This window comes from Streptomyces sp. NPDC012935 (assembly GCF_042900345.1).
In the GTDB taxonomy this organism is placed as follows: domain Bacteria; phylum Actinomycetota; class Actinomycetes; order Streptomycetales; family Streptomycetaceae; genus Streptomyces.
Genome location: NZ_JBIBBC010000006.1, coordinates 56,397 through 83,272 on the forward strand (window position 1 = coordinate 56,397; position 26,876 = coordinate 83,272).

Here is a 26,876-nt window from a genome sequence, read left to right on the forward strand (position 1 = left end):
CTGGTTCAACCCGTCCCCTTCGGTAGCCGGTAGACGAAACCCTGTACGTCTCGGATTATCACGCCGTGGTTCGCTGCTTCCCTCAGTGCCCATTCTGGCACAGGCTGCGACTGGACGGGGACTTCCAGATAGTACTTACCCTTCAGGGGTTTCCCGATCAACTGCGGATATTCTGCACGCGCTTTTGGCGTGTCCGGTATTTTCGTTCCTGCCTTGTACTTCTGGTTGATCTCTCGCAGATAGTCCTTGAACGAATCTGGCTTGATTTTCGCTATCTGCGTCTGTTTGCGGGAAACGATCTCTTTCCCGGGGCGATACGAGTCGAGGTATTTTCCGTTTTCTAGGTAGACCTCGTTGGCCGGGTAACGTGGCCAGTTCTGCCTGTTGAATTCCCGCCCCGCTTTCCACTTGTCACGCAGCCACTGCGGGACGCCGTCGCTCTTGCCGCCGCCCGGATCACTCGCACCCGTTCCCCCGGCACCGACCGCCATCAGGACGACGCCGGCCGTACCAAGCACCCCAGCACTGAGCGCCGCCTCCGCCGTAAGCGCGCCGGCCACCCCGCCTCCGGCCAGCGCGAGGCCTCCCGGTGGGAACAGGGCCAGCAGCGAGAGCAGGAGGAGGGCGAAGCCGAGGTAGACCAGGAAGGTGTTCAGGGCGTCGAGGAGGTGGAGCGTGCGGATGGTTCTGCCGTCGGGGCCCGCGTCGCCGAGGCCGCGCGACAGGAGGAGGACGCCGGTCGTGGCCGCCCCGAGTGCCGTTCCGAGGCGGAAGCGGTGGGCCGCCAGCACTTCCCCCACGGGCTGTGCCGACGCCAGTCGCCAGGTGCGTAGGAGGGTGACCAGCTGGTAGGCGATCCAGGCCAGGGCGGCAATGCCGAAGCCCATGAGGATCTTCGGCCCCGCACCGGTACTGAAGTACTCCTGGAGGCCGGCGGTGGAGGTGAACGAGCCGACGCCCAGGAACAGCAGCGCCGGGAGCATGAGCACGCACGGAACCAGCAGCAGCCACCGCTTCCGGGTACGCCGGGCGGCTCGGGTCGCCTTCAGCCAGGCGCGGATGTTCAGTGACTGCCAGGCACGCGCGTTGTCGGACCCGTCCATCCGGGCCGTGATCCCGGCGACCACCCGACGTAGGTCCCTCGTTTCGCCGGGCGGCGTCGACTCGGCGGCTGCGTACAGCAAGGAGCGCCGCAGCCTGACGTAACGAAGAACGATCAGCAGGCTCCACGGCAGACGCCAGGCCGCATACCGCAGCAGAGCCCCCAGGCTGTCGCCGTCGGCACATTCGGACGCGAGGAGTACGTCGGGCATGGTGCCCTTGGCGCGGTGGAGCAGGCGCAGGTCCGCGGCCATGGCGACGGCCAGGCACCCGAGTGGCGCGGCCCATGCCAGCCCGTTCAGGGACTCCAGCCATTCCCTGGTCCCGGCGGAGTGTTCCTGCACCGCGTAGTTGTTCACCGTGTGGTGAGCGGCGGCAGCGGCGATCGGGACGATCGAGAGCAGGCGTATCCAGCCGTGCGCACGCCACAGCAGCCCGACCCCGAAGCCGGCCATGGCCGTGAACACCAGGTGCGTGAACGTTTCCGTGACCGGAGGGCCGCCCAGGTCCAGTTGGCTGAACGGGGCCGGGAGCCACGACGTGAGCACCTGTCCCAAGCCTGGCACATACGGCGGGGACAGGCTGTCGGGGACGATCCAGCCCTCACCGCGGGTGATCGCCCGGTCGGCGTCCAAGCCGAACCGGAGAACCGCCTCCAGCAGTCCGAAACCCGCCCCCAGAGCCGCGCCCAGCACGGTGAAGTCGGTCAGCCCCCACTGGCGGCGGACCCGCATGCTCAGCCCCGCCAGCAGCAGCGGGGAAACCTTGAGTAACTCCTCCACCCAGGGAGCGACCGTGTAGCTGGTGGTGTTCACCACCGTCACCAGCGACCGGCCCGACTGCTCCGCGTAGACACGGGTGTAGGCGAACTCCACCAACGCCGTCGCCACGCCGCACCCGTACACGGCAACCGCCAGCACCAGCAGCACGGTCGACAGGCGCACCGAACGCGTCGGTGACGAAATCGCGAAAAGTTGCAGTACGCCCCAGACGGCCGCCACCGCCATCACCAACGTCACGCCAGGCCCCCGATGCACCGGAACAACATTCGATTCGCGATAGTGAACGCGATGCTAGGCAGTTGACTGCCGGTGCGGCAAGGGAGTTGTGAGACGGCAGTCGCGTGAGTCGGCCGGGACGGTCGGCACGCGCGGCCGGGTGGCGCGGCCGGGCGGCGCGCGCACTTCCCATGAGCGGTACCTTCATCATCACGCCGATGAGGAGAGTCAACGTGAGCAAGTTCGTGCGGCCCGCGGCCGAGGGCGCCGACCCGTTCGGTACGGCCCGTCTGCGTCGCGGCGTGCTGGATGCCTGGGCGACCAGTCCGGCCCGTTTCCGGGAGGACGCCAACGCCGAGGAGGACCTCGTCCTCGGCGGGTACCGGGACCGGCTCGTCGTCGAGCTCGCTCAGAACGCCGCCGACGCAGCCGCGAGGGCGGGTGTGCCCGGAAAGCTACGGCTCACCCTCCGCGAGGGTGTTCTCGTCGCCGCCAACACCGGTGCTCCGCTGGACGCGGGCGGCGTCGAGTCGCTGGCCACCCTGCGCGCCTCCGCCAAGCGGGACTCGGCCTCCGTCGGCCGGTTCGGTGTCGGCTTCGCGTCCGTGATCGCCGTCACCGACGAACCCGCCGTCGTCGGGCGGCACGGCGGTGTCCGGTGGTCCCTCGTCGAGGCCCGCGAACTGGCCCGGGAGACCGCGGCACACAGCCCGGGACTGGGTGACGAGATCCGACGGCGGGACGGACATGTGCCGCTGCTGAGGCTGCCGTTCGCCGCCGAGGGCACCGCCCCGGACCCCTATGACACGGTCGTCATCCTCCCCCTGCGCGACACCGCGGCCGCCGACCTCGCCGAGCGGCTGCTGCACTCCGTCGACGACGCCCTGCTCCTCGCCCTGCCCGGGCTGGAGGAAGTGGTGATCGAGGCGGGCGACGCCGCGCCGCGCACCCTGCGTCGCAGCACCGACGGCCCCTTCACCGTCGTGGAGGACTCCGCCAACGGCGTCACCCACTGGCGTACGGCCGCCGCCCACGGCCCGCTCACGCCCGAACTGCTGGCCGACCGCCCGGTCGAGGAGCGGCTGCGCCCCCACTGGTCGCTCACCTGGGCCGTCCCGGTCAACGCCGCCGACAGCACGCCCGCCCGGCCCCGCACCGCCCCCGTCGTCCACGCGCCCACGCCCAGCGACGAGGCCCTCGGCGTTCCGGCCCTGCTCATCGCCTCCTTCCCCCTCGACACCACCCGCCGGCACGCCGCCCCCGGCCCGCTCACCGACTTCCTCGTGCAGCGGGCGGCGGACGCGTACGCCGAACTGCTCGCCGACTGGCGCCCGGTGAGCGACGGCATCATCGGCCTCGTGCCCGGCCCGCTCGGCAAGGGCGAACTCGACGGCGCCCTGCGCCAGGCCGTCCTGGAGCGCCTGCCCCGCACGTCCTTCCTGCCGCCCGCCGTCCAGCCGCAGGAGCAGGACTCCGAGCTGCCCGAGTCCCTGCGGCCCCGGGACGCCGAGGTGGTCGAAGGCGCCGGCGCCGACACCGTGCAAGTCCTCGCCGAGGTACTGCCCACCCTCCTCCCCGCCGGGCTCGAACGACGCGTGGAGCTGCGGACGTTGGGTGTCGCCCGGGTCCCGCTGACCGACGCGATCGACCGCCTCGCCGGGCTGGAGAAGGCGCCGGGCTGGTGGCGGCGGCTGTACGACAGCCTCGCCGGGGTGGACCCGGACCGGCTGTCCGGCCTCCCCGTGCCGCTGGCCGACGGGCGCACCACCATCGGGCCCCGGCAGATCCTGCTCCCCACCTCCGAGGGCGCCCCCGTCGCCCCGGAGATCCTGGCCCGCCTCGGCCTCAAGGTCGCCCACCCGGACGCCGCCCACCCGCTCCTGGAGAAGCTCGGCGCCCTGCCTGCCACGCCCCGCGCGGTCCTCACCACGCCCCAGGTGCGCGCCGCGGTCGCCGCCTCCCTGGACGAGGACGGCGCGCTGAGCTGGGAGGAGGACACTCCCGACGCGGAGGAGCTGGCCGACACCGTCCTCGCTCTCGTGCGGGAAGCGGGCCTGGAGCCCGGTGACGAGCCGTGGCTCGGTGCTCTCGCGCTGCCGGACGAGGACGGCGAGCCCGCGCCCGCCGGTGAACTCGTCCTCCCCGGCAGCCCCTTCCACCAGGTCATGCGGGACGGTGAACTCGCCACCGTGGACGCCGAACTGGCCGAGAAGTGGGGCGAGCAGCCGCTCGCGGCATGTGGTGTCCTCGCGAACTTCGCGCTCGTGCGCGCCACGGACGTCGTCCTCGACCCGGACGAACTGGAGCCGCGCGAGGGCGACTTCGCCGAGCCCGACGACGCGGGTCTGCTGGACGCCGTGGACGTCTGGAGCGAGGACATCCTCGACCGCTTCCCGGACACACCGGTACCGCCGGTCGCCACCGAGCTGATCGCCGTACGCGACCTGGACCTGGTGGACGACGGCAAGTGGCCCCAGGCCCTCGCCCTGCTCGCCCAGCCGCCCCTGCGGGACGCGCTGACCCAGCAGGTGCGGATCCTGCTGCCCGACGGCACGCACGAGGTCGTACGGCCGTACACCGCCTGGTGGCTGCGCGGTCACCCGGTGCTGGACGGCCGCCGCCCGGCCGGGCTCCTCGCCTCCGGCGGTGACCCGCTGCTGCGCGGCCTGTACGACGAGGCCGACGCGACCGGCTTCGCGGACGAACAGGTGCTTCGGGCGCTCGGGGTGCGCACCTCCGTCGCCGCGCTGCTCGACGAGCCGGGCGGCGCCGCCGAGCTGCTCGACCGCCTCGCCGACCCGGACCGCCGCGTCACTTCCTCCCAACTGCACGCCCTGTACAGCGCCCTGGCCGACCTCGACCCCGACCAGGTGACCCTGCCGGACGAACTGCGGGCCGTGATCGACGGGCGGGTCGAGGTGGTGGACGCGGCGGACGCGGTGGTCGTGGACTCGCCCGACCTGCTGCCGTTCACGGAGGGCGTGCCGCTGCTTCCGGTACGCCCTTCGCGGGCCGCGGAGCTCGCCGAGCTGTTCCAGGTGCGGCGGCTGAGCGAGTCCGTCACCGGCGACGTGGACTCCGAGGGCACCGAGCACGACGTACCGGAGTCGGTACGGGTGCTGCTGGGGGCGCGGACGCCGCGGTCGTACGTCGAGCACGAGGAACTCGTCGTCGACGGCGTGGAGATCGACTGGCGCCACACGAACGACGGCACCCTGCACGCCTCGACCCTGGAGGGCGTCGCCGCGGGCCTGGCATGGGCGGCGGGCCAGTGGCCGCGCCGGTTCGAGGTGGCGGCGCTGCTGGAGGATCCGTCCCGGACGGAGGAGCTGGCCCGGGACCGGTGGTTCGACTGACCCGCAGGGACGAAGAGGCCGCCCCACCGGTGAGATTCCGGTGGGGCGGCCCTTTCCGTCTATCCCCAGATGTGCGCGTACATCGCTTCGTACCGCTTGTACATCAGTCCCAGTTCTCGCGGCTTGTTCCGCACGTCCAGGAATTCGAGGACGAGTGAGAACAGGTGGTCCACGGCCGCTCGGTGCTGCTCCGGCGTCAGATGGTCCTCGTTCTTCCAGCCCTCGAAGCCGATGTCGGGGAACAGATCGAGGAGGACGAGCTTGTGCCAGTAGAAGCTGCTGCACTCGCCCCTGCGGACGACCAGCCACTCGGTGAAGCCGCGCAGCACTCCACCTGACCTGCCGAAGTCGATCCCCACAAATCTCTCACGAGTCGTACAACCTTTCGTAAGCCTCGCGAATCTGATCACCGGGGTCAACAGACTCCTAGATCACTTGGGCCCCGTACCCACCCGCGAGCCGCTGGGTGTGACCGGGCGGGGCCCCTTTGCAACGTGGGGAAACAACACATGCGCATGCGTGCCACCCTCGGCGTCGTCACCGGCGCCCTGGCCCTTTCCGCTCTTGCCGTGCCGGCCGCCCAGGCCGACGAGGTCGAGGGCGACACGGCGATCTCGAACGTCGTGGTGAACGGTGGCAAGGCGGCGGTCGTCGGGGCGACCGCGAAGAAGACCATCACCGTGTCCTTCACCGTCAAGGACAACTCGGGCGTCGACTGGGCCCAGGCGATCCTGTACCACGGCGCGAACATCGACAGCTCCGACTCCGGTGCCGTGGCCAACAGCAGCGACGGCCGTGCCACCTGCACGGTGGTCAACTCCACGACGTCGAACTGCAAGTCGACCTTCGACCTCGAGCCGGGCTACAACCTGATCAACAAGGTGGTCGGCGGCTGGAAGGTCTGGGCGATCGCGGCGGGCAACGACGCCGACTACGTCCAGAAGGACAACGCCAAGAGCTTCCAGGTCCAGCGCGCCTCCAAGCTGACGGTCAACGCCTCGCCCGAGCCGGTGACGAAGGGCAAGACCATCACGGTCACCGGCAAGCTGACCCGCGCCAACTGGGAATCCGGCACCTACTCGGGCTACGCCACGCAGTCCGTGAAGCTGCAGTTCCGCAAGAAGAGCAGCAGCACCTACAGCACCGTCAAGACCATCAAGACCAACTCGAGGGGCGACCTGAAGACCACGGTCACCGCGTCGCAGGACGGCTACTTCCGTTACAGCTTCGCGGGCACGAGCACGACCCCGGCGGTCAACGCCACGGGCGACTTCGTCGACGTGCGGTGAGTGCGGGCAACTGCCCCTCGTTCACTCAGCGTCAGTAACGCTTACGCAACATCCGCATCAGCGACACAACCCTCCACTTGTGCCGCATATCTGATCTTGTGAGCCAACAGGCTCCAACGATCACTCGGCCCCGGTGTGATCGCGAGACACGGTCTCGGCGATCCACCGGGGCCCTTCTCCACGTGGAGAAACGCATGCGCATACGAGCCACTGTGGCCGCCGTCTCCGGCGCCCTGGCCCTCTCCGCCCTCGCCGTGCCGGCCGCGCAGGCCGATGACACCGTGAGCCGCGCGGACGTCGCGAAGATCCGTGAGGCCGCGCACGCCGCGTCCGGCAAGAGCGCGTTCGGCACCCGCGCCCCCGGGGAGGACCAGCCGTACGCCCTGAACGTCACCTTCTCCGACTTCAAGATCGCCAAGGCGGTCAAGGTGGGGACGACCAACCACGTCTCCACCAAGGTGACGTACAAGATGACCCACGGTGCGGACCTCGACATCAGCGCCGTGGACTTCTCCACCGACCCCTACATCTACAAGGGCGCCTTCGACGCGCCGGACAACATGCTGTTCGGCAACAACTACGGCAAGTGCACGCCGACTTCGTCGACCACGGCCAGCTGCTCCGGCACGATCGACGTGTACCCGGCCGACGGCGAGCTGTGGAACGCGGACGCGGGCAGCTGGAAGGCCGGCGCGATGGCCATCGCGCTCAACGGTCAGGACCCCTCGGCCGAGACCTTCGACATCACCAAGGTCGGGTACGCAGACAAGGGCGGCCTCGCCACCACGCTGATCCAGCGCAACTCCCAGCTGACCGTCAACGCCTCGCCGGAGCCCGTGACGAAGGGCAAGACCATCACGGTCACCGGCAAGCTCTCCCGGGCGAACTGGGAGGACAACAAGTACCACGGCTACACGAACCAGTCGGTGAAGCTGCAGTTCCGCAAGAAGGGCAGCAACACCTACAGCACGGTGAAGACGATCAAGTCGAACTCGACGGGCAACCTGAAGACCACGGTCACCGCGGCGCAGGACGGCTACTTCCGCTACAGCTTCGCGGGCACGAGCACGACCCCGGCGGTCAACGCCACGGGTGACTTCGTCGACGTCCGGTAGTACGACCCCCGAGGGGCGCGGGGAACCGCGCGACCAGCCACAACGGTCGCGCGGTGCCCGACGGTGCCATCCCCCCCGCTGTCGCCAAGCGCAACGGCTATGCCGGGAAACGGCGGTCGACCCACTTCCACGCGACCTCCAGGGCGACCGCCGCCACCGCCGAGACACCCACCGCGATCCACGGCATCGTCATGCCCACCAGCCGCAGCGCGAAGAACTCCTGCAGCCACGGCACCACCAGCACCACCAGGAATCCGAGCCCCATCGCCGCCACCAGGGCGACCCGCCACCACGTGTACGGCCTGGCGATGATGATCAGCACCCACATCGCGATCAGGAACAGCGTCAGCGTGGCCACGCTGGTCTCCGCGTCCAGCGCGCCCTCACCGGTGTAGTAGTGACGGGAAATCAGATACGTCACGAACGTCGCCACCGCGGCCACCACACCGCCCGGGATCGAGTACCGCATGACCCGCCGTACGAAGTGGGGTTTCGCGCGCTCCTTGTTGGGCGCGAGGGCCAGGAAGAAGGCCGGGACGCCGATGGTGAGGGTGGACAGCAGCGTCAGATGGCGCGGCAGGAACGGGTACTCCACCTGCCAGCACACCACCATCAGCGCCAGCAGCACCGAGTAGACGGTCTTGACCAGGAACAGCGTCGCCACGCGCGTGATGTTGCCGATGACCCGACGCCCCTCGGCGACCACCGACGGCAGCGTCGCGAAGCTGTTGTTGAGCAGCACGATCTGCGCGACCGCGCGCGTGGCCTCCGACCCCGAGCCCATGGCCACACCGATGTCGGCGTCCTTCAGGGCGAGGACGTCGTTCACGCCGTCGCCGGTCATGGCGACGGTGTGCCCGTGGGACTGCAGCGCGCCCACCATGTCCCGCTTCTGCTGCGGGGTGACCCGCCCGAACACCGTGCCCTCGTCGAGGGCCGTCGCCATCCCGTCCCGGTCCTGCGGGAGCCGGCGCGCGTCGACCGTCGTACCGGTCAGCCCGAGCTTGGTCGCCACCGCGCCCACCGACACCGCGTTGTCCCCGGAGATCACCTTGGCGCGGACGTTCTGCTCGGCGAAGTAGTGCAGGGTGTCGGCGGCGTCGGGCCGCAGCCGCTGCTCCAGTACGACCAGGGCGGCGGGCTTGGCCTCCTCGGCGACCTCGGGATCGTCGAGGTCACGGCCGACCCGGGCGAGCAGCAGGACCCGTAGTCCCTGTTCGTTCAGCCGATCGGTTTCGGCCAGGGCGGGATCGTCGCCGTCGAGCAGGACATCGGGCGCGCCCAGCAGCCACGAACTGGCCTCGCCGTTGCCCTCGCTGAAGGTGGCGCCGCTGTACTTGCGGGCGGAGGAGAAGGGGAGGGACTCGGTGCAGCGCCAGTCATCTGCGTCGGGGTAGGCGTCGATGATGGCCTGGAGGGAGGCGTTCGGGCGGGGGTCGGACTCGCCGAGGGCGCCCAGCACCTTGCGTACGTACTCCTCGTCGTTGCCGCCGAGGGGCCGCAGCTCGGTGACGTCCATGCCGCCCTCGGTGAGCGTGCCGGTCTTGTCGAGGCAGACGGTGTCGACGCGGGCGAGGCCCTCGATGGCGGGCAGTTCCTGCACGAGGCACTGTTTGCGGCCGAGCCGGATGACGCCGATGGCGAAGGCGACGGAGGTGAGGAGGACCAGCCCCTCGGGGACCATGGGCACGATGCCGCCGACGGTCCGGGCGATCGAGTCGTCGAGCTCGTTGTCCTTGGCTACGAGCTGGGTGATGATCAGGCCGGTCGCGGCCGGGATCATCATCCAGGTCACGTACTTGAGGATGGTGGAGATGCCGGAGCGCAGCTCGGACTGGACCAGCGTGAAGCGGGACGCCTCCTCGGCGAGCTGCGCGGCGTAGGCCTCGCGGCCGACCTTGGTGGCCTGGAAGGCGCCGCCTCCGGCGACGACGAAGCTGCCGGACAGCACCTGGTCCCCGGGCTGCTTGACGACCGGGTCGGCCTCGCCGGTGAGCAGCGACTCGTCGATCTCCAGCCCGTCGGCCTCGACGCACACCCCGTCCACGACGGCCTTGTCGCCCGGCCCGATCTCTATCAGGTCGTCGAGCACGATCTCCGAGGTGCTGACTTCGCCGGCGACCCCGTCGCGCCGCACGGTGGGCCGGGCCTCGCCGATCACGGCGAGCGAGTCGAGGGTCTTCTTCGCCCGCCACTCCTGGACGATCCCGATGCCGGTGTTGGCGAGGATCACGAAGCCGAACAGGCTGTCCTGGATGGGCGCGACGAACAGCATGATCACCCAGAGCACGCCGATGATCGCGTTGAACCGGGTGAAGACGTTGGCGCGGACGATGTCGGTCATCGACCGGCTGCTGCGCACCGGAACGTCGTTGATCTCCCCCCGGGCGACCCGCTCGGCCACCTCGGCGGCGGTCAGCCCACCCGTCGCCACCGGGGCGCGCACGGGGTGCACAGGGTTGTCCACATCGGCGCCCATGTCGGTATGCGTCATGCCTTCGACGGTACGTGCGGATCTACGCCTTCACCCGCTGAGTGCACGGAAGTTCCGACCTGGGTAGGACCGGCGTCGTGCCGTGGTCGTACGGCGCGGCACCTCAGGACGAGTGGGGTTCGCCCGTGGTTTCCCGGCGCTCTCCCGAGGCCGCCCCACGCTTGAGGGCGGCGTCGCGCCTGCGGACGTACCAGATGCCGATGAGCCCCAGGCCGCCGCCGGCCAGACAGGTCCACACCCACCAGGCCTGTCCGCGGTCGTCGAACCAGCCGTAGAAGGGGAGCTGGACGACGAAGAGGACGAACCAGAGGATTGTGCCGCCGGTGATGGTGGCGACCACGGGGCCCTCAAGGGGCTCCGGCGCCTCGTGCTTCGGGGATCCCGAGAAAAGACCGGCCATGGGGGACAGCTTACGAGGCGATCGGATCCCGGCACGAAGCGATCGCTCCACGCGGAGCCACGCGCACATCTACGCGCGGAGATAGCAGATCCAGCCTTTATATGTTCATACTGAAACGGTTTGTGTCTGACCACTTCTCTTCGTAGGAACAACCAAAAGCATGCCCACCTCGGCTCCTGCCAAGGCCCCCACCCCTGAACAGCCGGGAGCCGGGCCCACTTACGGCGCACTCGACCGCTACTTCAAGATCTCCGAACGTGGCAGCACGCTGCCCCGTGAAATCCGCGGCGGCCTCGCCACCTTCTTCGCGATGGCCTACATCATCGTGCTGAACCCGATCATCCTCGGCAGCGCGAAGGACATGTACGGGCATCAGCTCGACAACGGACAGCTCGTCACCGCGACGGCCCTGACGGCGGCCTTCACCACCCTCCTCATGGGCGTCATCGGCAACGTGCCGATCGCGCTCGCCGCCGGTCTCGGCGTGAACTCGGTGGTCGCGCTGCAGCTGGCGCCCCGGATGTCCTGGCCGGACGCCATGGGCATGGTGGTCCTGGCCGGCTTCGTGGTCATGCTGCTCGTCGCAACCGGCCTGCGCGAGCGCGTCATGAACGCCGTGCCCTACGGCCTGCGCAAGGCCATCTCCATCGGCATCGGCCTGTTCATCATGCTGATCGGCCTCGTCGACGCCGGCTTCGTCTCCCGCATCCCGGACGCCGCCCAGACCACGGTCCCGCTCCAGCTCGGCGGCGACGGTCACCTGAACGGCTGGCCGGTCCTCGTCTTCGTCCTCGGCGCGCTGCTCACGCTCGCGCTGATCGTGCGCAAGGTCTCCGGCGCGATCCTCATCTCGATCGTCACCATGACCGTGCTCGCCGTCGTCATCGAGGCGGTCGCGAACGTGCCGTCGTGGGGACTTACGACCCCGAAGTGGCCCGGAAATCCTGTCGCCAGCCCCGACTTCGGCCTGATCGGCGAGGTCAGCCTCTTCGGCGGCTTCGACAAGGTGGGCGCGCTGACCGGCATCCTCTTCGTCTTCACCGTCCTGCTGTCCTGCTTCTTCGACGCCATGGGCACGATCATGGGCGTCAGCGACGAGGCGAAGCTGACCGACGCCCAGGGGCAGATGCCCGGCATCAACAAGGTCCTGTTCGTCGACGGCCTCGCCGTCGCCGCGGGCGGTGCCAGCTCCTCCTCGGCCACCACCGCCTTCGTGGAGTCCACGGCCGGCGTCGGCGAGGGCGCCCGCACCGGATTCGCGAACGTCGTCACCGGCGCCCTGTTCGGTGTGGCGCTGTTCCTGACGCCCGTCGCCACCATGGTCCCGTCCCAGGCGGCCACCCCGGCCCTGCTCGCGGTCGGTTTCCTGATCCTCGCGAACTCCGTCAAGGAGATCGACTGGGCCGACTACACGATCGCGATCCCGGCCTTCGTGACGATGGTGATGATGCCCTTCACCTACTCGATCACCAACGGCATCGGCATGGGCTTCATCACCTTCGCGGTGCTGCGCCTGGCCGCCGGGCGGGGCCGGGAGGTGCCGGTCGCGATGTACGTCGTGGCAGCGGTGTTCGGCTTCTACTACCTGATGCCGGCGCTGGGCCTCACGTAAGCCCGTCTCACACGAGGGCCCGTCGCTCACGTGCGCCCGTAGAACTTCTCTGTCTCTTCCACGGCGGCCTGGAACCGTTCGTCGAAGTCATCGCGGATGAGCGTTCGGACGACATAGTCCTGGACGCTCATTCCTCGTTTCGCGGCATGCTGTCGGAGCCGTTCGAGCAGCTCATGGTCTATTCGCAGGCTGAGCACGCTGGTCCCCATGACCACGAGGGTCGCGGCACTCTTCGGTGCGGTGTGTCACGTTCCGCTGCCGGATCACCCATATGAGTGATGTCACGCTTCAGTGGCCGGGCTCACGGGCATCCATGCGTGTCCCTGTTGGTCTTTAGGGAGGGTAATGAGTTACGCTAAAGAACATGTCGGACCTTACCCATGGCGACAACGCTGCCGCCGTGAACTCCCTGCGCTCCGCCGTCATGCGACTGTCGCGCCGGCTCAAGCACCAGCGGGTCGACGAGTCGCTGAGCCCCACCGAGATGTCGGTGCTGGGCACCCTCTCCCTCTGCGGCAAGGCCACCCCCGGTGAGCTCGCCCGCAAGGAGCACGTCCAGCCGCCGTCGATGACCCGTATCGTCGCCCTGCTGGAGGCCAAGGGACTGGTCCGGCTGGAGCCGCACCCGGAGGACCGGCGCCAGAAGGTCGTCACGAAGACCGAGCAGGCCGAGGCGATGCTCGAGGAGAGCCGCCGAAAGCGCAACGCCTTCCTGGCCACCCTGGTCGAGGGTCTCGACGAGGACGAGTGGGCGAAACTGCGCGCCGCCGCCCCCGTGCTGGAGAAGCTCGCACACCTGTAAGCAGCCAAGAGGAGGCGAACCCTTTTGAGTACGGGATCCGGAGCAGACTCCGCCCCCGCACCGACCACCCACGACTCCCCGCCGGACCCCAAGCCCCGCAAGTCCTCGATGTTCAGTTCGCTGAAGGTCAGGAACTACCGCCTCTTCTTCCTCGGCCAGGTCGTCTCCAACACCGGCACCTGGATGCAGCGCATCGCGCAGGACTGGCTGGTGCTCAGCCTCACCGGCTCCGCCACCGCCGTCGGCATCACGACGGCCCTGCAGTTCCTGCCGATGCTGCTGTTCGGCCTCTACGGCGGCGTCCTCGTCGACCGCCTGCCCAAGCGCCGCACGCTGCTCGTCACCCAGACGTCGATGGCCGTCACCGGCATCGCACTCGCCGTCCTCACCCTCTCCGGGCACGTCCAGGTCTGGCACGTCTACCTGGCCGCCTTCGTCGTCGGTCTGGCGACCGTCATCGACAACCCGGCCCGGCAGTCGTTCGTCTCCGAGATGGTCGGCCCGGACCAGCTGCAGAACGCGGTCAGCCTGAACTCGGCGAACTTCCAGTCGGCCCGCCTCATCGGCCCCGCCGTGGCCGGCCTGATGATCACCGGCGTGGGCACCGGGTGGGCGTTCCTCGCCAACGGCCTGTCCTTCGTCGCGCCGCTCGCGGGCCTGCTGCTGATGCGGGACCGCGAGCTGTACGCCGTCGAGCGGGCGCCGCGCGGCAAGGGGCAGATGCGGGAGGGGCTGCGGTATGTCGCCGGGCGGCCGGAGCTGATCTGGACCATCGTCCTCGCCGGGTTCGTCAGCACCTTCGGCTTCAACTTCCCCGTCTATCTGTCGGCCTTCGCCGACGACGTCTTCCACGCGGGCGCCGGCTCCTACAGCCTCTTCAACACCCTGATGGCGGTCGGCTCCCTGGCCGGCGCGCTGCTCGCGGCCCGGCGCGGCACGGCCCGGATGCGGGTGCTGGTCGCGGGGGCGGTGGCCTTCGGCACCATGGAGATCGTGGCCGCCTTCGCCCCGTCCCTGTGGCTGTTCGCCCTGCTCATGGCCCCGATAGGAATGTTCGGCATGACGGTCAACGTCACCGCCAACAGCAGCATCCAGATGGCCACCGACCCGAGCATGCGGGGCCGGGTCATGGCCCTCTACATGATGGTCTTCATGGGCGGCGCACCCCTCGGCGCACCGATCGCCGGCTGGGTCACGGACGCGTACGGCGTCCGGGCGGGCCTGGCGGTGGGCGGCGCGATCACGACCGTCGCCGCCGTGACGATCGCCCTGGTCCTGGCACGGGTCGGCGGCCTGCGGCTGTCGGTGGGCTGGAACCGCGGGCATCCGCACGTGCGGTTCGTGCCGCGGGAGCGGGAGCAGTTGGCGACGGCTGCCTGAGGGCGGCCTGACGGCGACCTGCGGGCCGGGTGCCTGCGGGCGCCGGCAACGGGCGGGGCCCGCAGGTGACCCCGGGCCCAGCCCCCGTAGGGGTCAGACCCGGCGGGCCAGCACCTGCCCCGGCCAGTCGTCCGTCCCCCGGTAGGTCTCGGTGCGGACGAAGCCGTGGCTCTCGTAGTAGCGGACGAGCCTGCCGTCGTCGCCCGCGTAGCAGTCCACCCGCAGCAGCGAGACACCCGCCTGTCGGGTCACCTCGGCGGCGTGGGCGAGCAGGGCGCCGCCGGCGCCGTGTCCCTTGAAGCGGCGGTCGGAGGCGAGCCAGTGGATGTACCGCTCGGGCTCGCCGGGCGGCGGGAGATGGGCCAGGGAGGGCCCGGGCGAGTCGGCCAGGGTGAGGGTGGCGGCCGGCGCGCCGCCGACCTCGGCGATGAAGACCTGGCCACCTGCCGTGCTTCGCGTGACCGACTCCACGGTCCTCGCGCTCTTCGACAGCGGCTTCGTCCCCCACTGCCCCGGGCGCCCCTGTGAGACCAGCCACTCCACACAGCTGTCGAGCATGCCGAGTATCACGGGGATGTCCTCGGGTCCGCCTTCTCTGATGGTGATCGTCATCCGGTCATGGTGCCAGGCTGGACCCATGAGACTTTTCGCCGCCGTGCTGCCACCCGAGGACGTGGCCCGCGAACTGGCCACCGAGGTGGCCGAGTTGAAGAAGCTGCCCGGCGCGGACGCGCTGCGCTGGACCGGCCGCCCCGGCCGGCCCCGCGGCGGAGCCGCTGATTGGCATTTCACCCTGGCCTTCTACGGCGAGGTCGACGACGACCTCGTACCGGACCTGTCGGCCCGCCTGGAGCGCGTCGCGCACCGCACGGCCCCCTTCCGGCTGGCGCTGCGCGGCGGCGGCCAGTTCGGGCACGGGCGGGCACTGTGGGCGGGCGCGGAGGGGGACCTGGCGACCCTGCGGCTGCTGGCGGACCGGAGCGAGGCGGCGGCCCGGAAGGCCGGGGTGCCCATGGGGGAGCACCGGCGCTACAAGCCTCACCTGACGGTCGCCAGGAGCCGGTCGGCGGTGGACGTACGGCCGTACGTCGCCGCCCTCGACGAATTCACGAGCCGCACGTGGACGGTGGACGAGCTGGTGCTGATGCGCAGCCACCTGCCCACGTCCGGGGTGGCGGGCGAGCAGCCCCGCTACGAGGCGGTCGCCCGCCGGCCGCTCGCAGGCGCCGGTTAGGCTCGGACACGTGGACCCGAAAACCCGAAACCGGATCATGGCCGGTGTGCTTGTGCTGATGTTCGTCGTGGTGGCCCTGGCGGCGGCGCTCGGTAGGTAGACGACATGCGTGTACGGCCGAGCGCCGCCGGGCCCCGGTGACGGCTACCAGGCGAAGGCCTCCGGAGACGGCCCCGGACCCGGGAAGATCTCGTCCAGCCCCGCCAGCAGCTCCTCGCTCAGCTCCAGCTCGGACGCCCGCAGCGCGGACTCCAGCTGCTCGGCGGTACGCGGGCCGACGATCGGGCCGGTCACGCCCGGCCGGGTGAGCAGCCAGGCGAGGGCGGCCTCGCCGGGCTCCAGGCCGTGCTTGTCGAGCAGGTCCTCGTACGCCTGGATCTTCGCGCGCACCGCCGGGTCGTTGAGGACTTCGGCGGCCCGGCCGGAGCTGCGCCGCCCGCCCGCGACCTCCTTCTTGATGACGCCGCCGAGCAGGCCGCCGTGCAGCGGCGACCACGGGATGACGCCGAGACCGTAGTCCTGCGCTGCCGGGATGACCTCCATCTCGGCGCGGCGCTCGAAGAGGTTGTAGATGCACTGCTCGCTGACGAGGCCGATGGTGCCGTTGCGCCTCGCCGCGATCTCGTTGGCCTGGGCGATCTTGTAGCCCGGGAAGTTGCTGGAGCCGACGTACAGGATCTTGCCCTGCTGGACGAGGACGTCGATCGCCTGCCAGATCTCCTCGAAGCCAGTGGCGCGGTCGATGTGGTGGAACTGGTAGACGTCGATGTAGTCGGTCTGCAGCCGCTTGAGCGAGGCGTCCACTGCGCGCCGGATGTTGAGGGCGGACAGCTTGTCGTGGTTGGGCCACGGCTCGCCTTCCGTGCCCATGTTGCCGTACATCTTGGTGGCGAGGACGACCTTGTCGCGCCGCTCGCCCTTCGCGAACCAGGTGCCGATGATGCTTTCGGTACGGCCCTTGTTCTCGCCCCAGCCGTACACGTTCGCCGTGTCGAAGAAGTTGATGCCGGCGTCCAGCGCCGCGTCCATGATCGCGTGGCTGTCCGCCTCGTCCGTCTGCGGACCGAAGTTCATGGTGCCGAGGACGAGCCGGCTGACCTTGAGTCCCGTGCGTCCGAGCTGCGTGTACTCCATGAAGTTCACGCTAGCCGCGTGGAGTGCGCTCTAGGCAAGGTCCCGAGGGGTCGTGCGCAGGGCGGCGAACACGGCCCGGCCCCGGGTGCCGTCCGGCAGCTGCCAGGCGCCGGTGATGTGGCCGTCCGCGTCCTGAGGTGCCTCCGCGGCGGGGCGCAGGACCCGGTGGAGGCGGAGCACGCCCGTGCCGTCGGAGGTGCGCAGCTCGGTGCCGTCCTGGTCGTCCGTCGCCGTGGCGGTGCGGGCGGCTGGGGACAAGGAGCCCTCACCCGTGTGGACGCTGGTGACCTCGCGGTCGGGCGCGTCACTGACGCTCTGGGCCTGCGCCTGGGCCCGGCCCTCGATCAGGGCCAGCAACTGGTCGACCAGCACGGGGTCGTGGCAGCCGTCGTAGGCCCAGCGCTGCCCCAGCACACCGTGCTCCATGGTGCCGACGAGGGCGTGGTCGGCGCCGTCGAGGGGGGCGCCGCGGTAGCTGAGCGGCACGAGGTAGTGGACCGGTTGGGCGCCGGAGGCATCCGTGACGACCATGAACTCGATTCCGACCTCGCCCGCGGGGTCGTCCAGCCGGAAACCGCCGGCCTTGGTCAACTCCGGTGCGCCGGCACCGGCGTACCAGGGGCGGGTGGGCAGCCAGGAGGCGAGCAGTTCGAGCTTGGTCGGCTTGAGGGTGGTGTGGTGGATGACGGCCATGGCCCAAAGCTTTTCATCGGTCGCGGGGGAAGTCCTCGGTCTTGAGGACGAGGTCGACCACCGTGCCGGTCAGGTCGATGTCGGTGCCGAAGTCGACCCGGGTCTCGGTGGCGTAGGTGCCGTCCTTGGGGACGGTGTAGACGTGGCAGCGTCCCTGGTACGGGTCGGCGATCACGTAGACAGGGACCTCGGCCTCCGCGTACGCGAGTTTCTTTCGGCCGTAGTCGTTTGCGGCCGTCGCCTCGGAAATCACCTCGGCGACGAATTCGACGTCCTCGTATCGCCAGCGGCCGTCGTCGTCCTTCTTTGCCGAGTCGCTGAGCTTCGCGACGTCCGGGCAGAAGCCGTTTTCGTGCCCGGGAAAGTCGATGCGGACGTCCGAGAGCACTCTGTCCATCCCGAATTTGGCCGCGATGGCCCCCGCGATCCGGAAAATAATCGCCCAGTGTGTGTCCCGCTGCGGCGTCATGTGAACGTTGCCCCCGACGATCTCGACCCTGAATCCTTCGGGGACGGGCATCCGCTCAAGGCGCTCGAACCACTGGTCCAGGCGCTCGGTGTTCGCGTCGGCCATCTTGATCCTGTCTTCAAGGACGGTCATCGTGGCGCTCTCCCCGGCTGCCCCACGGACAGATGCAGCCGCGCAGTACAACGATACGCACAGTGACCGTGACACGGAGATGAAGCTCACATGCAGGCCCCAGAGGCCCCCCTCCTTCCCTTGCTCCACCACACCCTCGGCAGCAGCCTCATCGGCATCTACCTCCACGGCTCCGCCACCCTCGGCGGCCTGCGCCCGCACAGTGACATCGACGTCCTGGTCGTCGTGAGCGAACCGACCACCCACGCACAACGCCGTGTCCTCGTCGAGGAGTTGCTGAACGTGTCCGGCGGAGCCGCCCGCCCCGTCGAGCTCATCCTCGTGGTACAGGACGACGTACGGCCGTGGCGGTATCCGCCCACCTGCGAGTTCCTGTACGGGGAGTGGCTGCGGGACGAGTACGAGCGGGGGTTCGTCCCCGGGCCCGAACCCATGCCGGACCTCGCGCCCCTGCTCACCATGGTCCTGCTGGCGGACGCCCCACTCCACGGCCCCTCGCCCGCCGACCTCCTCGCCCCCGTCCCACCCGCAGACCTCAGACGGGCGATCACCGCCGGAGTACCCGACCTGCTCGCGGAGTTGGACACCGACACCCGCAACGTCCTGCTGACCCTCGCCCGGATCTGGACCACCCTCGCCACCGGGGCGATCAGCTCGAAGGACGCCGCCGCCGACTGGGCCCTCGCCCGGCTCCCCGCCGAACACCGACCCGCACTCGCACACGCCCGCGCCGTCTACCTGGGCGACGAGGAGGAGCGCTGGGGTGACGACGTCCTCCCCTGCGTGCGCCCCTGCGCCGACCACCTCGTCCGGGCGATCGAGCGTCAGACCTCGTAGGGCTCGCCCAGGTCCCACGCCTGGTACATCGCCTCCGCGAACGCCTCCGCGATCTTGTGCTCGCCGCTCGCGTTCGGGTGGGTGCCGTCGTACGTGTCGAGATTGATGTCGTACGACGGGGGAGGGGACGCCAGGAGCAGCGGCGAGCGCGGCTCGTCCAGGTCGGCGACCGCCTTCGCCAGCAGCTCGTTGAAGCGGCTGACCTCGGCGGCGAAGACCTCCTCCGACTCGGCGCGGACGTTCGGGATCACCGGCAGCACGACGATCCGTACCCGCGGGTTCGCGGACCGCGCCTCGGCCACGAAGTTCCGGGCGTTCTCCGCCGTCTGCTCGGCGTTCGTGTAGAAGCCGAGGTCGATCAGGCCCAGCGACACCAGCAGCACATCAGCCCGGCAGGACCGCACCGCCTCGCCGATCAGCGGCGCCATGTGCAGCCAGCCCTCGCCCCAGCCGGCGAGGTGCCCACGGGGGAAGTCGGGGTCGGCGTACTCGTACGAGGTGGGGGAGTCCGTCGCCTTGTCGTGCAGCGTCTCGCGCGGGCCGACGAGGGCGAAGGGGCCGCCGTACGTCTCACGCAGGTGCTGCCACATGCGGTAGCGCCACGTGTGTTCGCCGGCGCTGCCGATGGTCTGGGAGTCGCCGACGGGCATGAACCTGAGCATCCGCTCATGATGGACGATCGCTACCCGTCGGCATGGCCGGGCGGGGTGTGAAGCCCGACACGCCCCGCACCCTCGCGGCCGCCCCCGCCGACCCGACCACCGAACCGCCCGGCCGAATGGCAGGCTTGGGGCATGCGTCGACCGCTCGCCATCCTCGCCGGGGTCCTCCTCACCGGTGCGCTCACCCTGCCCGCCTCAGCCGCCGACGGCGACGAGGACTTCACGATCAAGGACCCGCGCATCACGGAGTCCAGCGGCCTCGCCGCCTCGCGTCAGCACCCCGGCATCTACTGGACGCACAACGACCAGGACACGGGCGCCTACCTCTACGCGGTGGACAGCAGGACCGGCGAGACGGTCGCGACGATCACCATGACCGGGGTGGGCACCCCGCGGGACGTGGAGGCGATCTCCATGGGCCCGGACAACCAGCTCTACGTCGGCGACATCGGCGACAACGACGGTGTGCAGTGGCCCTATGTGTGGGTCTACCGCCTCCCCGAGCCCAAGACGCTGAAGGACCGGACGATCCGTGCCACGCAGTACGTGGTGAAGTACTCCGACGGCACCCGTGACGCCGAGTCGCTCGTCGTGCACCCCAAGACCGGCCGCGTCTACATCATCGACAAGCAGGAGGACGGCGGGCACCTGTACCAGGGCCCGGCCGAGCTCTCCGCCTCCGGCACGAACGTCTTCAAGCCCACCGTCCCCGTCGACATGTGGGCCACCGACGCGGCCTTCTCCCCGGACGGCAGGACCCTCGCCGTACGTGGCTACTTCGGCGGCGTCGCCTACGACTGGAACGGTGGCAAGCTCAAGCGGCTGGAACGCATCAGCGTGCCCCTCGGGCAGGGCGAGTCCGCCAGCTACTCGACCGACGGCAGCAAACTCATGCTCGGCAGCGAGGGCGCCGGAAGTTCCGTCGTCGCCAACGACGCCCCCGGGGGTGCCGGACCCTCCGACTCCTCCTCCGGCGGCGGCAGTTCGGCCTCGTCGGACGACGGCGGGGACAGCGGCAGAACCGGCGACCTCAAGGTCGGCGCCATCGCCGTGGTCGTCGCGTGTGTGGTCGTGTTCGGGCTGCGGCGGCTCCTGCGGAGGGGTTGAGGGGAGAGCGCGCACGACCGGTGAACGGGCAGACGGGCCCTGATAGCGTCACCCGGTCCCAGCCGCCGATCTTGCTCCAAGGACCCTCTCGCTCCGCATGGACAGTCCACCCGTGGCCCCCGACATCGCCCAGGTGCTCAAGCACAACCGCACGCTGCTCCGCCGGCACATAGCCGCGCGCCTCGCGCTCGCTGCCGGGCTGTTCGCGGTGCCGTTCGTGGCGCACTGGGCCGGGTACGACGCCGCCCTGCCCGCGTTCGGCATCCCGGCCGGGATGTTCGTGCTGATCTTCCTGTCGCTCCGGCTGGGCCGTGGGTCGCGGCTCAAGGTGTGCGAGAAGGTGCTGCGCACCTACCCCCTGGAGTACCGCACGCGGGTGGCCAAGAAGGGCTCCGAGTGGAAGTACATGGGCGATGTGCACACCGTCCGGCTCACGGTGCGCGGGCAGCACGGTGCCCCGTCGCTGCGTGCGGTCAATGCCTCCACGGTGCGCCGCTGGCCGAAGGGGGCCGAGGAGGGCGGCGCCTGGTTCGGCGGTGATGCGGCCTTCGGCGGCGTCATGATCGTGCCGGCGGGCAACGCCATGCTCTTCGTGCAGCCCGCGCCCTGGGCGAAGTACGAGCAGGAGCGCGCACAGGCTGATCCGCAGCGCACGGCTCTTGCCGAACAGGCGGGAATCTCGCGGCTGCTGGAGCTCAAGGAGCCGCGCGGGATGGTGCTCGGATGAAACGCGTCCTCGGCTGGGTGTGCGGCGTCCTCGTCGCCCTCGTCACCGGCTTCTGGTTCGTGACCGCGACCGCCGACATGGCTCTGTCCGCCGGTATCTACGGCACCTCGGGCACGTACAAGGTGGAGCGCTGCTACGACACCGACTACAGCCGTAAGCGCTCCGAATACGACTGCCTCGGGGACTTCACGCCCGGTGGCGGCACCGCCGACGACGCCGACTACGTGCGGCTGGAGGACACCGGGCACGACTACCCGGACGGCACCGAGTTCGACGCCCGCCAGGGCTTCGAGCCGGACACGGTCCAGCGGGTCGGGTTCTGGGGTGTCGTGGGTGAGCTCTGGCAGGTCTCGATCTGTGTGGTCGTCCTCGCGGTCCTCGCATACCAGGCGATCAAGCCGCGGGGGGCGGACCGGCGCGGCGAGGAGCACCGCCGGGAGCCCTCGCGGCGGCAGAGGGTGGCCGACCGGGTGGGGTACGCCGTCCTGGTCGCGGTCCCCGTGGGCCTCCTGAGCTTCATCGCCATGCTCGCGGAGCCGTCGCCCTAGCCCCGCCCTGGGGGCTGCCGGCGGGACGCGCGTGGGTGAGCTCGTGCGAAACGGGCCTTGAGCAACGGACCGGAGCAGATGGCGAGCTGCGTCGTGATTCGGGATCTCTGCAACGCGCACCGCCTCACCGCCCACCGGGGGCATCAGGTCTTCGTAGAGGCGGAAGACCACACTCGCGTCAGGCTCGGCCTCGCCGGACACGAAGCCCTGCCGGCCCTGCCGGAGTCGTCGGGGGCGCGTCCCTAGGGCTGTTGCTTCACCGCGCCGTCGGCACCGCCGGCCGTTCCCGCGCGCCGGGCGACAAAGACCTCGAGTCCGTCCAGGATGCGTTGGAGGCCGAACTCGAAGTGGTCGAACTCGTTGCCCCAGGTGTTCTCGTCGAGTGAGGCGAGCAGGGGGTAGCGGCCGGAGGCCATGATCTTCTCCAGCATCGGGGTCTGGGCCTGCCAGAACTCCGCGTCGGTCAGGCCCGTGCGGCGCTCCGCCTCCTGCGCGTACAGCTGGGTGCGCGCGGCGCCGACGACGTAGCCGTCGATCATGATGATCGCGGAGATCAGTTCGGGGTCGGTCAGGCCCATCGGCTTGATGCGGTCGAGGACTTTCTCCATGCCGTCGAGGGCGCTCGGGCCGAGGATCGGGCGGGACTGGTTGACCTGGAGCAGCCAGGGGTGGCGGCGGTAGAGGTCGAGGGTCGCTCGGCCCACGGCCTCCAGGGCCGAGCGCCAGCCGCCGTCGCCGAGGTCGGCCGGGTTCTCCGAGGGGCGCTGGACGCGGTCCAGCATCAGGTCGAGCAGCTCGGCCTTGCCGGGGACGTAGCGGTACAGCGACATCGTGCCCGTGCCCAGCTCGGCGGCGACCCGGCGCATGGACATCGACTCCAGGCCCTCGGCGTCCGCGACCCGGACGCCCGCTTCCACGATCTGGTCCAGTGTGAGGGTCGGCTTGGGGCCTCGACTCGGGCGTCGGCCGGTGTCCCACAGCAGCTCCATCGTGCGGGCGATGTCGCCGCTGCCGCTGGTCTCCGTACCGCTGGTGCCGCCCTTGCCGCTCGTCATGCACTTCAGCTTAAGTCCTCCGAAAAAAACTGGGTACTGTGTACGCGTAATCGGGTACGGTGTACTCAGTTATTGGTGCTCGGCTATCGAGAGGGGGACCCATGGGTGACGACGGACACGGCGGCGACGGATACGCGGTGCGAGCCGAGGGGCTGGAGAAGCGGTACGGCGAGAAACGCGCCCTCGACGGCTTCGACCTGGCCGTCCGCGAGGGGACGGTGCACGGCCTGCTCGGCCCGAACGGCGCCGGCAAGACCACGGCCGTACGCATTCTGTCCACGCTGATCAGGCTGGACGCCGGCCGGGCCAGGGTGGCCGGACTGGACGTGGCCCGGCAGCCGCGCGAGGTGCGCGCACGGATCGGGCTCACCGGGCAGTACGCGGCCGTGGACGAGGTGCTCACCGGCCGGCAGAACCTGGAGATGTTCGGCCGGCTCTTCCACCTCGGCGGCAAGCGGGCCAAGCTGCGGGCCGTCGAGCTGCTGGAGCAGTTCGACCTGACCGACGCCGCCGACAAGGGCGTCGGCAAGTACAGCGGCGGCATGCGGCGCCGCCTCGACCTCGCCGCCTCGATGATCCTCGCCCCGTCCGTGCTCTTCCTCGACGAGCCGACGACGGGACTGGACCCGCGCAGCCGCGGTGAAGTCTGGGACTCCGTCAGGGCGTTGGTGGCGAGCGGCACGACAGTGCTGCTGACCACCCAGTACCTGGAGGAGGCCGACAAGCTCGCCTCGCACATCACCGTCATCGACCAGGGCCGGGCCATCGCCGACGACACCCCCGACGGACTGAAGAACCTCGTCGGCGGCGACCGTATCGAGGTCGTCGTCGCCGAGCGGTCCGACATCCCGCGCGCGGTGAAAGTGGTCGCCCGTGTGTCGGACGGCGAACCCGAGGCGGTGGAGGAGGAGTCGCGGGTGCACGCCCCGGTCACCGACCGGGTGTCCGCCCTGACGGAGGTCGCGCGCACGCTCCAGGACGAGGGCGTCCAGGTCGAGGACATCGGGCTGCGCAGGCCGAGCCTGGACGACGTCTTCCTGCGCCTGACCGGACACCGCACCGACAAGACCGAGAAGGAGGCCGTCGCATGACCGCCGTAGACCTTGCCGTCCCGGCCACGCGCGGCCGGCTGTACTGGACCCTCGCCGACGTCTGGAACATCGTCCGCCGCGGTCTGACCCACTATCAGCGCCAACCGGTCAACATCGCCTGGCAGCTGGGCTTCCCGATCCTGTCCGTCCTGCTCTACGGCTATGTCTTCGGCAGTGCCATGAAGGTGCCCGGCGGCGGGGACTACAAGGACTTCCTGATGCCGGGCATGTTCGTGATGACGATGGCGTTCGGCTTCATCAACACCGCGACGCTCGTCGTCTACGACTCGACGAAGGGCGTCATCGACCGTTTCCGCTCGATGCCCATGGCCTCGTCGGCTGTCGTCGCCGGGCGCGGGATCACCGATCTGCTGGCCGCCTGCGCGGAGTTGGCGATCATGATGCTGACCGCGTTCGCGATGGGCTGGCGCCCGGACGGCGGATTCGGCTTCCTCGGTGCGTTCGGGCTGCTGCTATGGCTGCGGTTCGCGCTGATCTGGATCGGGGTGTGGCTGGGCCTGCTCGTGCCCAACCCGGAGGCCGCGGGCGGTCTGTTCGCCGTCGCCTTCCCGCTCACGATGATCTCCAGCATCTTCGTCGCGCCCCAGCTGATGCCGGACTGGCTGGGCTGGGTGGCGGCCTGGAACCCGATCTCCTCCACCGCCGCGGCCAGCCGTGACCTGTTCGGCACGCCGGCCGGGAGCGGGGACTCCTGGGTCGAGCAGCACGCGCTATTGATGGCGGGGGTGTGGCCGGTGATCCTGACGGCGATCTTCCTGCCGCTGGCGGTGCGGAGGTTCCAGAAGCTGAGCCGCTGAGTCGCACGGACGGATGCCGCGCACCTCCTTGACGTGCCCATGGCGCGTTAGTTTCCTGGGAGGTGCGCGGTGCATGGGAGCGCTCCCATCCGTTCCGGGGCCGCGCCTTCCCGAGAGGAACGAGAAACATGTTCCGCAGCTTGCGAAGAGCGCTGTGCGCTGCCGCGGTGGCTCTGCTGTTACCGCTGGGGGCCGGTGTGCAGTCGGCCGGTGCGGTGGGTGCTTCGGTGGGTGCTTCGGTGGGTGCTTCGGCGGGTCCGTCCGCGGGTGCGCCCGTAGTGGCGTCCGTGGGTGCGTCCGTGGGTGCTTCGGCGACCGCAGAGGCCGGCGCCGGCTACTGGCACACGAGTGGCCGGCAGATCCTGGACGCGGCCGGGCAGCCGGTCCGTATCGCCGGGATCAACTGGTTCGGCTTCGAGACCGGCAACCACGTCGTCCACGGCCTGTGGGCGCGTGACTACAAGAGCATGCTCGACCAGATGAGGTCGCTGGGCTACAACACCCTCCGCCTGCCCTTCAGCGACGACATCCTCAAGCCCGGCACCATGCCGGACAGCATCAACTTCGCCGACGGCAAGAACGCCGACCTGCAGGGCCTGACGTCCCTGCAGGTCATGGACCGGATCGTGGCGTACGCAGGTCAGGCCGGCCTCAAGATCGTCCTCGACCGGCATCGGCCGGACGCGGGCGGCCAGTCGGCGCTCTGGTACACGGCGTCCGTCCCCGAGTCGACGTGGATCGCCAACCTGAAGGCGCTCGCGTCGCGTTACGCCGGCAACCCGACCGTCGTCGGCATCGACCTGCACAACGAGCCGCACGACCCCGCCTGCTGGGGCTGCGGCGACACGACCAGGGACTGGCGCCTCGCGGCCCAGCGGGCCGGGAACGCCGTCCTGTCCGCCAACCCGCAGCTGCTGATCATGGTCGAGGGCGTCCAGTCGTACGACGGTGTCAGCGGCTGGTGGGGCGGCAACCTGATGGGCGTGGCCCAGTACCCGGTCCAACTGGACGTCCCGAACCGGCTCGTGTACTCGGCCCACGACTACGCCACCAGCGTGGCCCGGCAGCCCTGGTTCGACGACCCGTCGTTCCCCGACAACATGCCGGGCGTCTGGGACAGGTACTGGGGCTACATCTTCAAGCAGAACATCGCCCCGGTGTGGCTCGGCGAGTTCGGTACGACCCTCCAGCCGGCGGTGGACCAGAAGTGGCTGGCCGCGCTGGTGACGTACCTGCGGTCGACGTCGGCGTACGGCGCGGACTCGTTCCACTGGACGTTCTGGTCCTGGAACCCCAACTCCGGTGACACCGGCGGGATTCTGAAGGACGACTGGCAGACCGTGGACACCGTGAAGAACGGCTATCTGGCGAGCATCAAGGCGCCGGGATTCCCGGGCGGTGGTGGCGGCGACCCGGACCCGGATCCCGACCCGGGCGAAGGCACGGCCGCGTGCAGCGCCTCCTACACCGTCAGCAGTGACTGGGGCGGCGGCTTCAACGCCGAGGTGAAGGTCACCAACACGGGCACGACGCCGCTCAGCTCCTGGAAGGCGACCTGGACCTGGGGCGCGTCCCAGCGGGTGACGTCCATGTGGAACGCGACGTACACCCAGACCGGGGCGACCGTGACCGCGTCCAACGCCGTCCACAACGGGGCGGTCCCGGCGGGCGGTTCGGCGAGCTTCGGCTTCGGGGGCGCGCCCGGGGGTGGTGGGGTGCCGACGGTGACCTGCTCGGCGACATGAGGGAAGGGCGCCCGGTGTTCCCGCCGGGCGCTTTCAAATGGCATAGGTCACAGGCATCTTCACTCGTCCGGCCGAAC

At 69.9% G+C, this 26,876-nt stretch carries 25 protein-coding genes; 14 read left to right on the plus strand and 11 right to left on the minus strand.

Translation table 11 applies throughout. The features are described from left to right. Positions 1–5 precede the first annotated feature (5 nt). Positions 6–2,120 (minus strand): PrsW family glutamic-type intramembrane protease, encoded by a 2,115-nt coding sequence (locus tag ACFY5C_RS16700; protein WP_389444932.1) that lies wholly within the window; start codon positions 2,118–2,120, stop codon positions 6–8. 212 nt (positions 2,121–2,332) lie between these two features. On the opposite strand from ACFY5C_RS16700, the gene ACFY5C_RS16705 reads away from it, so the two are divergent. After that, positions 2,333–5,455: a sacsin N-terminal ATP-binding-like domain-containing protein gene (locus ACFY5C_RS16705; protein ID WP_389444933.1), complete on the plus strand. Its 3,123-nt coding sequence runs from the start codon at positions 2,333–2,335 to the stop codon at positions 5,453–5,455. 59 nt (positions 5,456–5,514) lie between these two features. Here the strand turns inward: ACFY5C_RS16705 and ACFY5C_RS16710 are convergent, their stop codons facing one another. Further along, positions 5,515–5,814 (minus strand): hypothetical protein, encoded by a 300-nt coding sequence (locus tag ACFY5C_RS16710; protein ID WP_389444935.1) that lies wholly within the window; start codon positions 5,812–5,814, stop codon positions 5,515–5,517. A 150-nt stretch (positions 5,815–5,964) separates the two neighbouring features. Between ACFY5C_RS16710 and ACFY5C_RS16715 the strand changes: the two genes are divergently transcribed. Together ACFY5C_RS16715 and ACFY5C_RS16720 are read left to right on the plus strand one after the other, a co-directional pair. Continuing rightward, positions 5,965–6,744, plus strand: a complete 780-nt coding sequence (locus tag ACFY5C_RS16715) for a calcium-binding protein (protein ID WP_389444937.1) — start codon at positions 5,965–5,967, stop codon at positions 6,742–6,744. A 194-nt stretch (positions 6,745–6,938) separates the two neighbouring features. Further along, the gene (locus ACFY5C_RS16720; protein ID WP_389444939.1) at positions 6,939–7,859 is read left to right on the plus strand and encodes a hypothetical protein; all 921 of its coding nucleotides are present in this window, start codon (positions 6,939–6,941) and stop codon (positions 7,857–7,859) included. 97 nt (positions 7,860–7,956) lie between these two features. Here the strand turns inward: ACFY5C_RS16720 and ACFY5C_RS16725 are convergent, their stop codons facing one another. After that, positions 7,957–10,353, minus strand: a complete 2,397-nt coding sequence (locus ACFY5C_RS16725; RefSeq protein ID WP_389444941.1) for an HAD-IC family P-type ATPase — start codon at positions 10,351–10,353, stop codon at positions 7,957–7,959. Between the two features lie 103 nt (positions 10,354–10,456). Next, on the minus strand, positions 10,457–10,753 hold the full coding sequence (locus tag ACFY5C_RS16730; RefSeq protein ID WP_389444942.1) for a DUF2530 domain-containing protein: 297 nt from the start codon (positions 10,751–10,753) through the stop codon (positions 10,457–10,459). Positions 10,754–10,913: 160 nt separating this feature from the next. On the opposite strand from ACFY5C_RS16730, the gene ACFY5C_RS16735 reads away from it, so the two are divergent. Further along, complete coding sequence (locus ACFY5C_RS16735; RefSeq protein WP_389444944.1) at positions 10,914–12,365, plus strand: NCS2 family permease; 1,452 nt, start codon at positions 10,914–10,916, stop codon at positions 12,363–12,365. 26 nt (positions 12,366–12,391) lie between these two features. On the opposite strand, the gene ACFY5C_RS16740 is transcribed toward ACFY5C_RS16735, so the two are convergent. Next, complete coding sequence (locus ACFY5C_RS16740) at positions 12,392–12,574, minus strand: ribbon-helix-helix protein, CopG family (RefSeq protein ID WP_328426929.1); 183 nt, start codon at positions 12,572–12,574, stop codon at positions 12,392–12,394. 155 nt (positions 12,575–12,729) lie between these two features. Between ACFY5C_RS16740 and ACFY5C_RS16745 the strand changes: the two genes are divergently transcribed. After that, positions 12,730–13,167, plus strand: a complete 438-nt coding sequence (locus ACFY5C_RS16745; RefSeq protein ID WP_328426930.1) for a MarR family transcriptional regulator — start codon at positions 12,730–12,732, stop codon at positions 13,165–13,167. A 24-nt stretch (positions 13,168–13,191) separates the two neighbouring features. Further along, positions 13,192–14,547 (plus strand): MFS transporter, encoded by a 1,356-nt coding sequence (locus ACFY5C_RS16750; RefSeq protein WP_389444946.1) that lies wholly within the window; start codon positions 13,192–13,194, stop codon positions 14,545–14,547. A gap of 93 nt (positions 14,548–14,640) precedes the next feature. Here the strand turns inward: ACFY5C_RS16750 and ACFY5C_RS16755 are convergent, their stop codons facing one another. After that, positions 14,641–15,159, minus strand: a complete 519-nt coding sequence (locus ACFY5C_RS16755; protein WP_389444947.1) for a GNAT family N-acetyltransferase — start codon at positions 15,157–15,159, stop codon at positions 14,641–14,643. A 25-nt stretch (positions 15,160–15,184) separates the two neighbouring features. On the opposite strand from ACFY5C_RS16755, the gene thpR reads away from it, so the two are divergent. Further along, positions 15,185–15,781, plus strand: a complete 597-nt coding sequence (thpR, locus tag ACFY5C_RS16760) for an RNA 2',3'-cyclic phosphodiesterase (RefSeq protein ID WP_389444949.1) — start codon at positions 15,185–15,187, stop codon at positions 15,779–15,781. Between the two features lie 144 nt (positions 15,782–15,925). Here thpR and ACFY5C_RS16765 read toward each other — a convergent pair whose 3' ends face one another. Genes ACFY5C_RS16765 through ACFY5C_RS16775 form a run of 3 tightly spaced genes read right to left on the minus strand, consistent with a single transcriptional unit; the run spans position 15,926 to position 18,209 of the window. Beyond that, on the minus strand, positions 15,926–16,915 hold the full coding sequence (locus tag ACFY5C_RS16765) for an aldo/keto reductase (RefSeq protein ID WP_389444951.1): 990 nt from the start codon (positions 16,913–16,915) through the stop codon (positions 15,926–15,928). 30 nt (positions 16,916–16,945) lie between these two features. Next, positions 16,946–17,608: a 1,4-alpha-glucan branching protein gene (locus tag ACFY5C_RS16770; protein ID WP_389444952.1), complete on the minus strand. Its 663-nt coding sequence runs from the start codon at positions 17,606–17,608 to the stop codon at positions 16,946–16,948. 13 nt (positions 17,609–17,621) lie between these two features. Then, a complete protein-coding gene (locus tag ACFY5C_RS16775) occupies positions 17,622–18,209 on the minus strand; it encodes a Uma2 family endonuclease (protein WP_328426936.1) in 588 nt (195 codons plus the stop codon). A gap of 90 nt (positions 18,210–18,299) precedes the next feature. On the opposite strand from ACFY5C_RS16775, the gene ACFY5C_RS16780 reads away from it, so the two are divergent. After that, on the plus strand, positions 18,300–19,046 hold the full coding sequence (locus tag ACFY5C_RS16780) for an aminoglycoside adenylyltransferase family protein (RefSeq protein WP_389444954.1): 747 nt from the start codon (positions 18,300–18,302) through the stop codon (positions 19,044–19,046). Here ACFY5C_RS16780 and ACFY5C_RS16785 read toward each other — a convergent pair. Continuing rightward, positions 19,034–19,708 (minus strand): SGNH/GDSL hydrolase family protein, encoded by a 675-nt coding sequence (locus tag ACFY5C_RS16785; RefSeq protein ID WP_389444955.1) that lies wholly within the window; start codon positions 19,706–19,708, stop codon positions 19,034–19,036. The genes ACFY5C_RS16780 and ACFY5C_RS16785 overlap by 13 nt on opposite strands. 132 nt (positions 19,709–19,840) lie before the next feature. Between ACFY5C_RS16785 and ACFY5C_RS16790 the strand changes: the two genes are divergently transcribed. The 3 genes from ACFY5C_RS16790 to ACFY5C_RS16800 all read left to right on the plus strand — a co-directional run bounded on the left by ACFY5C_RS16790 (position 19,841) and on the right by ACFY5C_RS16800 (position 22,090). Further along, a complete protein-coding gene (locus ACFY5C_RS16790; RefSeq protein WP_389444956.1) occupies positions 19,841–20,815 on the plus strand; it encodes a WD40 repeat domain-containing protein in 975 nt (324 codons plus the stop codon). Between the two features lie 97 nt (positions 20,816–20,912). Beyond that, positions 20,913–21,542, plus strand: coding sequence for a hypothetical protein (locus tag ACFY5C_RS16795; protein ID WP_389444958.1), 630 nt, complete (start codon positions 20,913–20,915; stop codon positions 21,540–21,542). Then, a complete protein-coding gene (locus ACFY5C_RS16800) occupies positions 21,539–22,090 on the plus strand; it encodes a hypothetical protein (protein WP_389444959.1) in 552 nt (183 codons plus the stop codon). The genes ACFY5C_RS16795 and ACFY5C_RS16800 overlap by 4 nt, the downstream gene beginning before the upstream one ends. Positions 22,091–22,332: 242 nt before the next feature. On the opposite strand, the gene ACFY5C_RS16805 is transcribed toward ACFY5C_RS16800, so the two are convergent. Next, positions 22,333–23,145 carry a TetR/AcrR family transcriptional regulator gene (locus ACFY5C_RS16805; protein WP_389444961.1) on the minus strand — a complete coding sequence of 271 codons (813 nt, stop codon included), beginning with the start codon at positions 23,143–23,145 and terminating at the stop codon, positions 22,333–22,335. Positions 23,146–23,246: 101 nt separating this feature from the next. On the opposite strand from ACFY5C_RS16805, the gene ACFY5C_RS16810 reads away from it, so the two are divergent. From ACFY5C_RS16810 to ACFY5C_RS16820, 3 genes are all read left to right on the plus strand, one after another. Continuing rightward, a complete protein-coding gene (locus ACFY5C_RS16810; protein WP_389444963.1) occupies positions 23,247–24,236 on the plus strand; it encodes an ATP-binding cassette domain-containing protein in 990 nt (329 codons plus the stop codon). Then, on the plus strand, positions 24,233–25,054 hold the full coding sequence (locus ACFY5C_RS16815; protein ID WP_389444965.1) for an ABC transporter permease: 822 nt from the start codon (positions 24,233–24,235) through the stop codon (positions 25,052–25,054). Before ACFY5C_RS16810 ends, ACFY5C_RS16815 begins: the two co-directional genes overlap by 4 nt. 128 nt (positions 25,055–25,182) lie before the next feature. Then, a complete protein-coding gene (locus ACFY5C_RS16820) occupies positions 25,183–26,799 on the plus strand; it encodes a cellulase family glycosylhydrolase (protein WP_389444967.1) in 1,617 nt (538 codons plus the stop codon). Positions 26,800–26,876 lie beyond the last annotated feature (77 nt).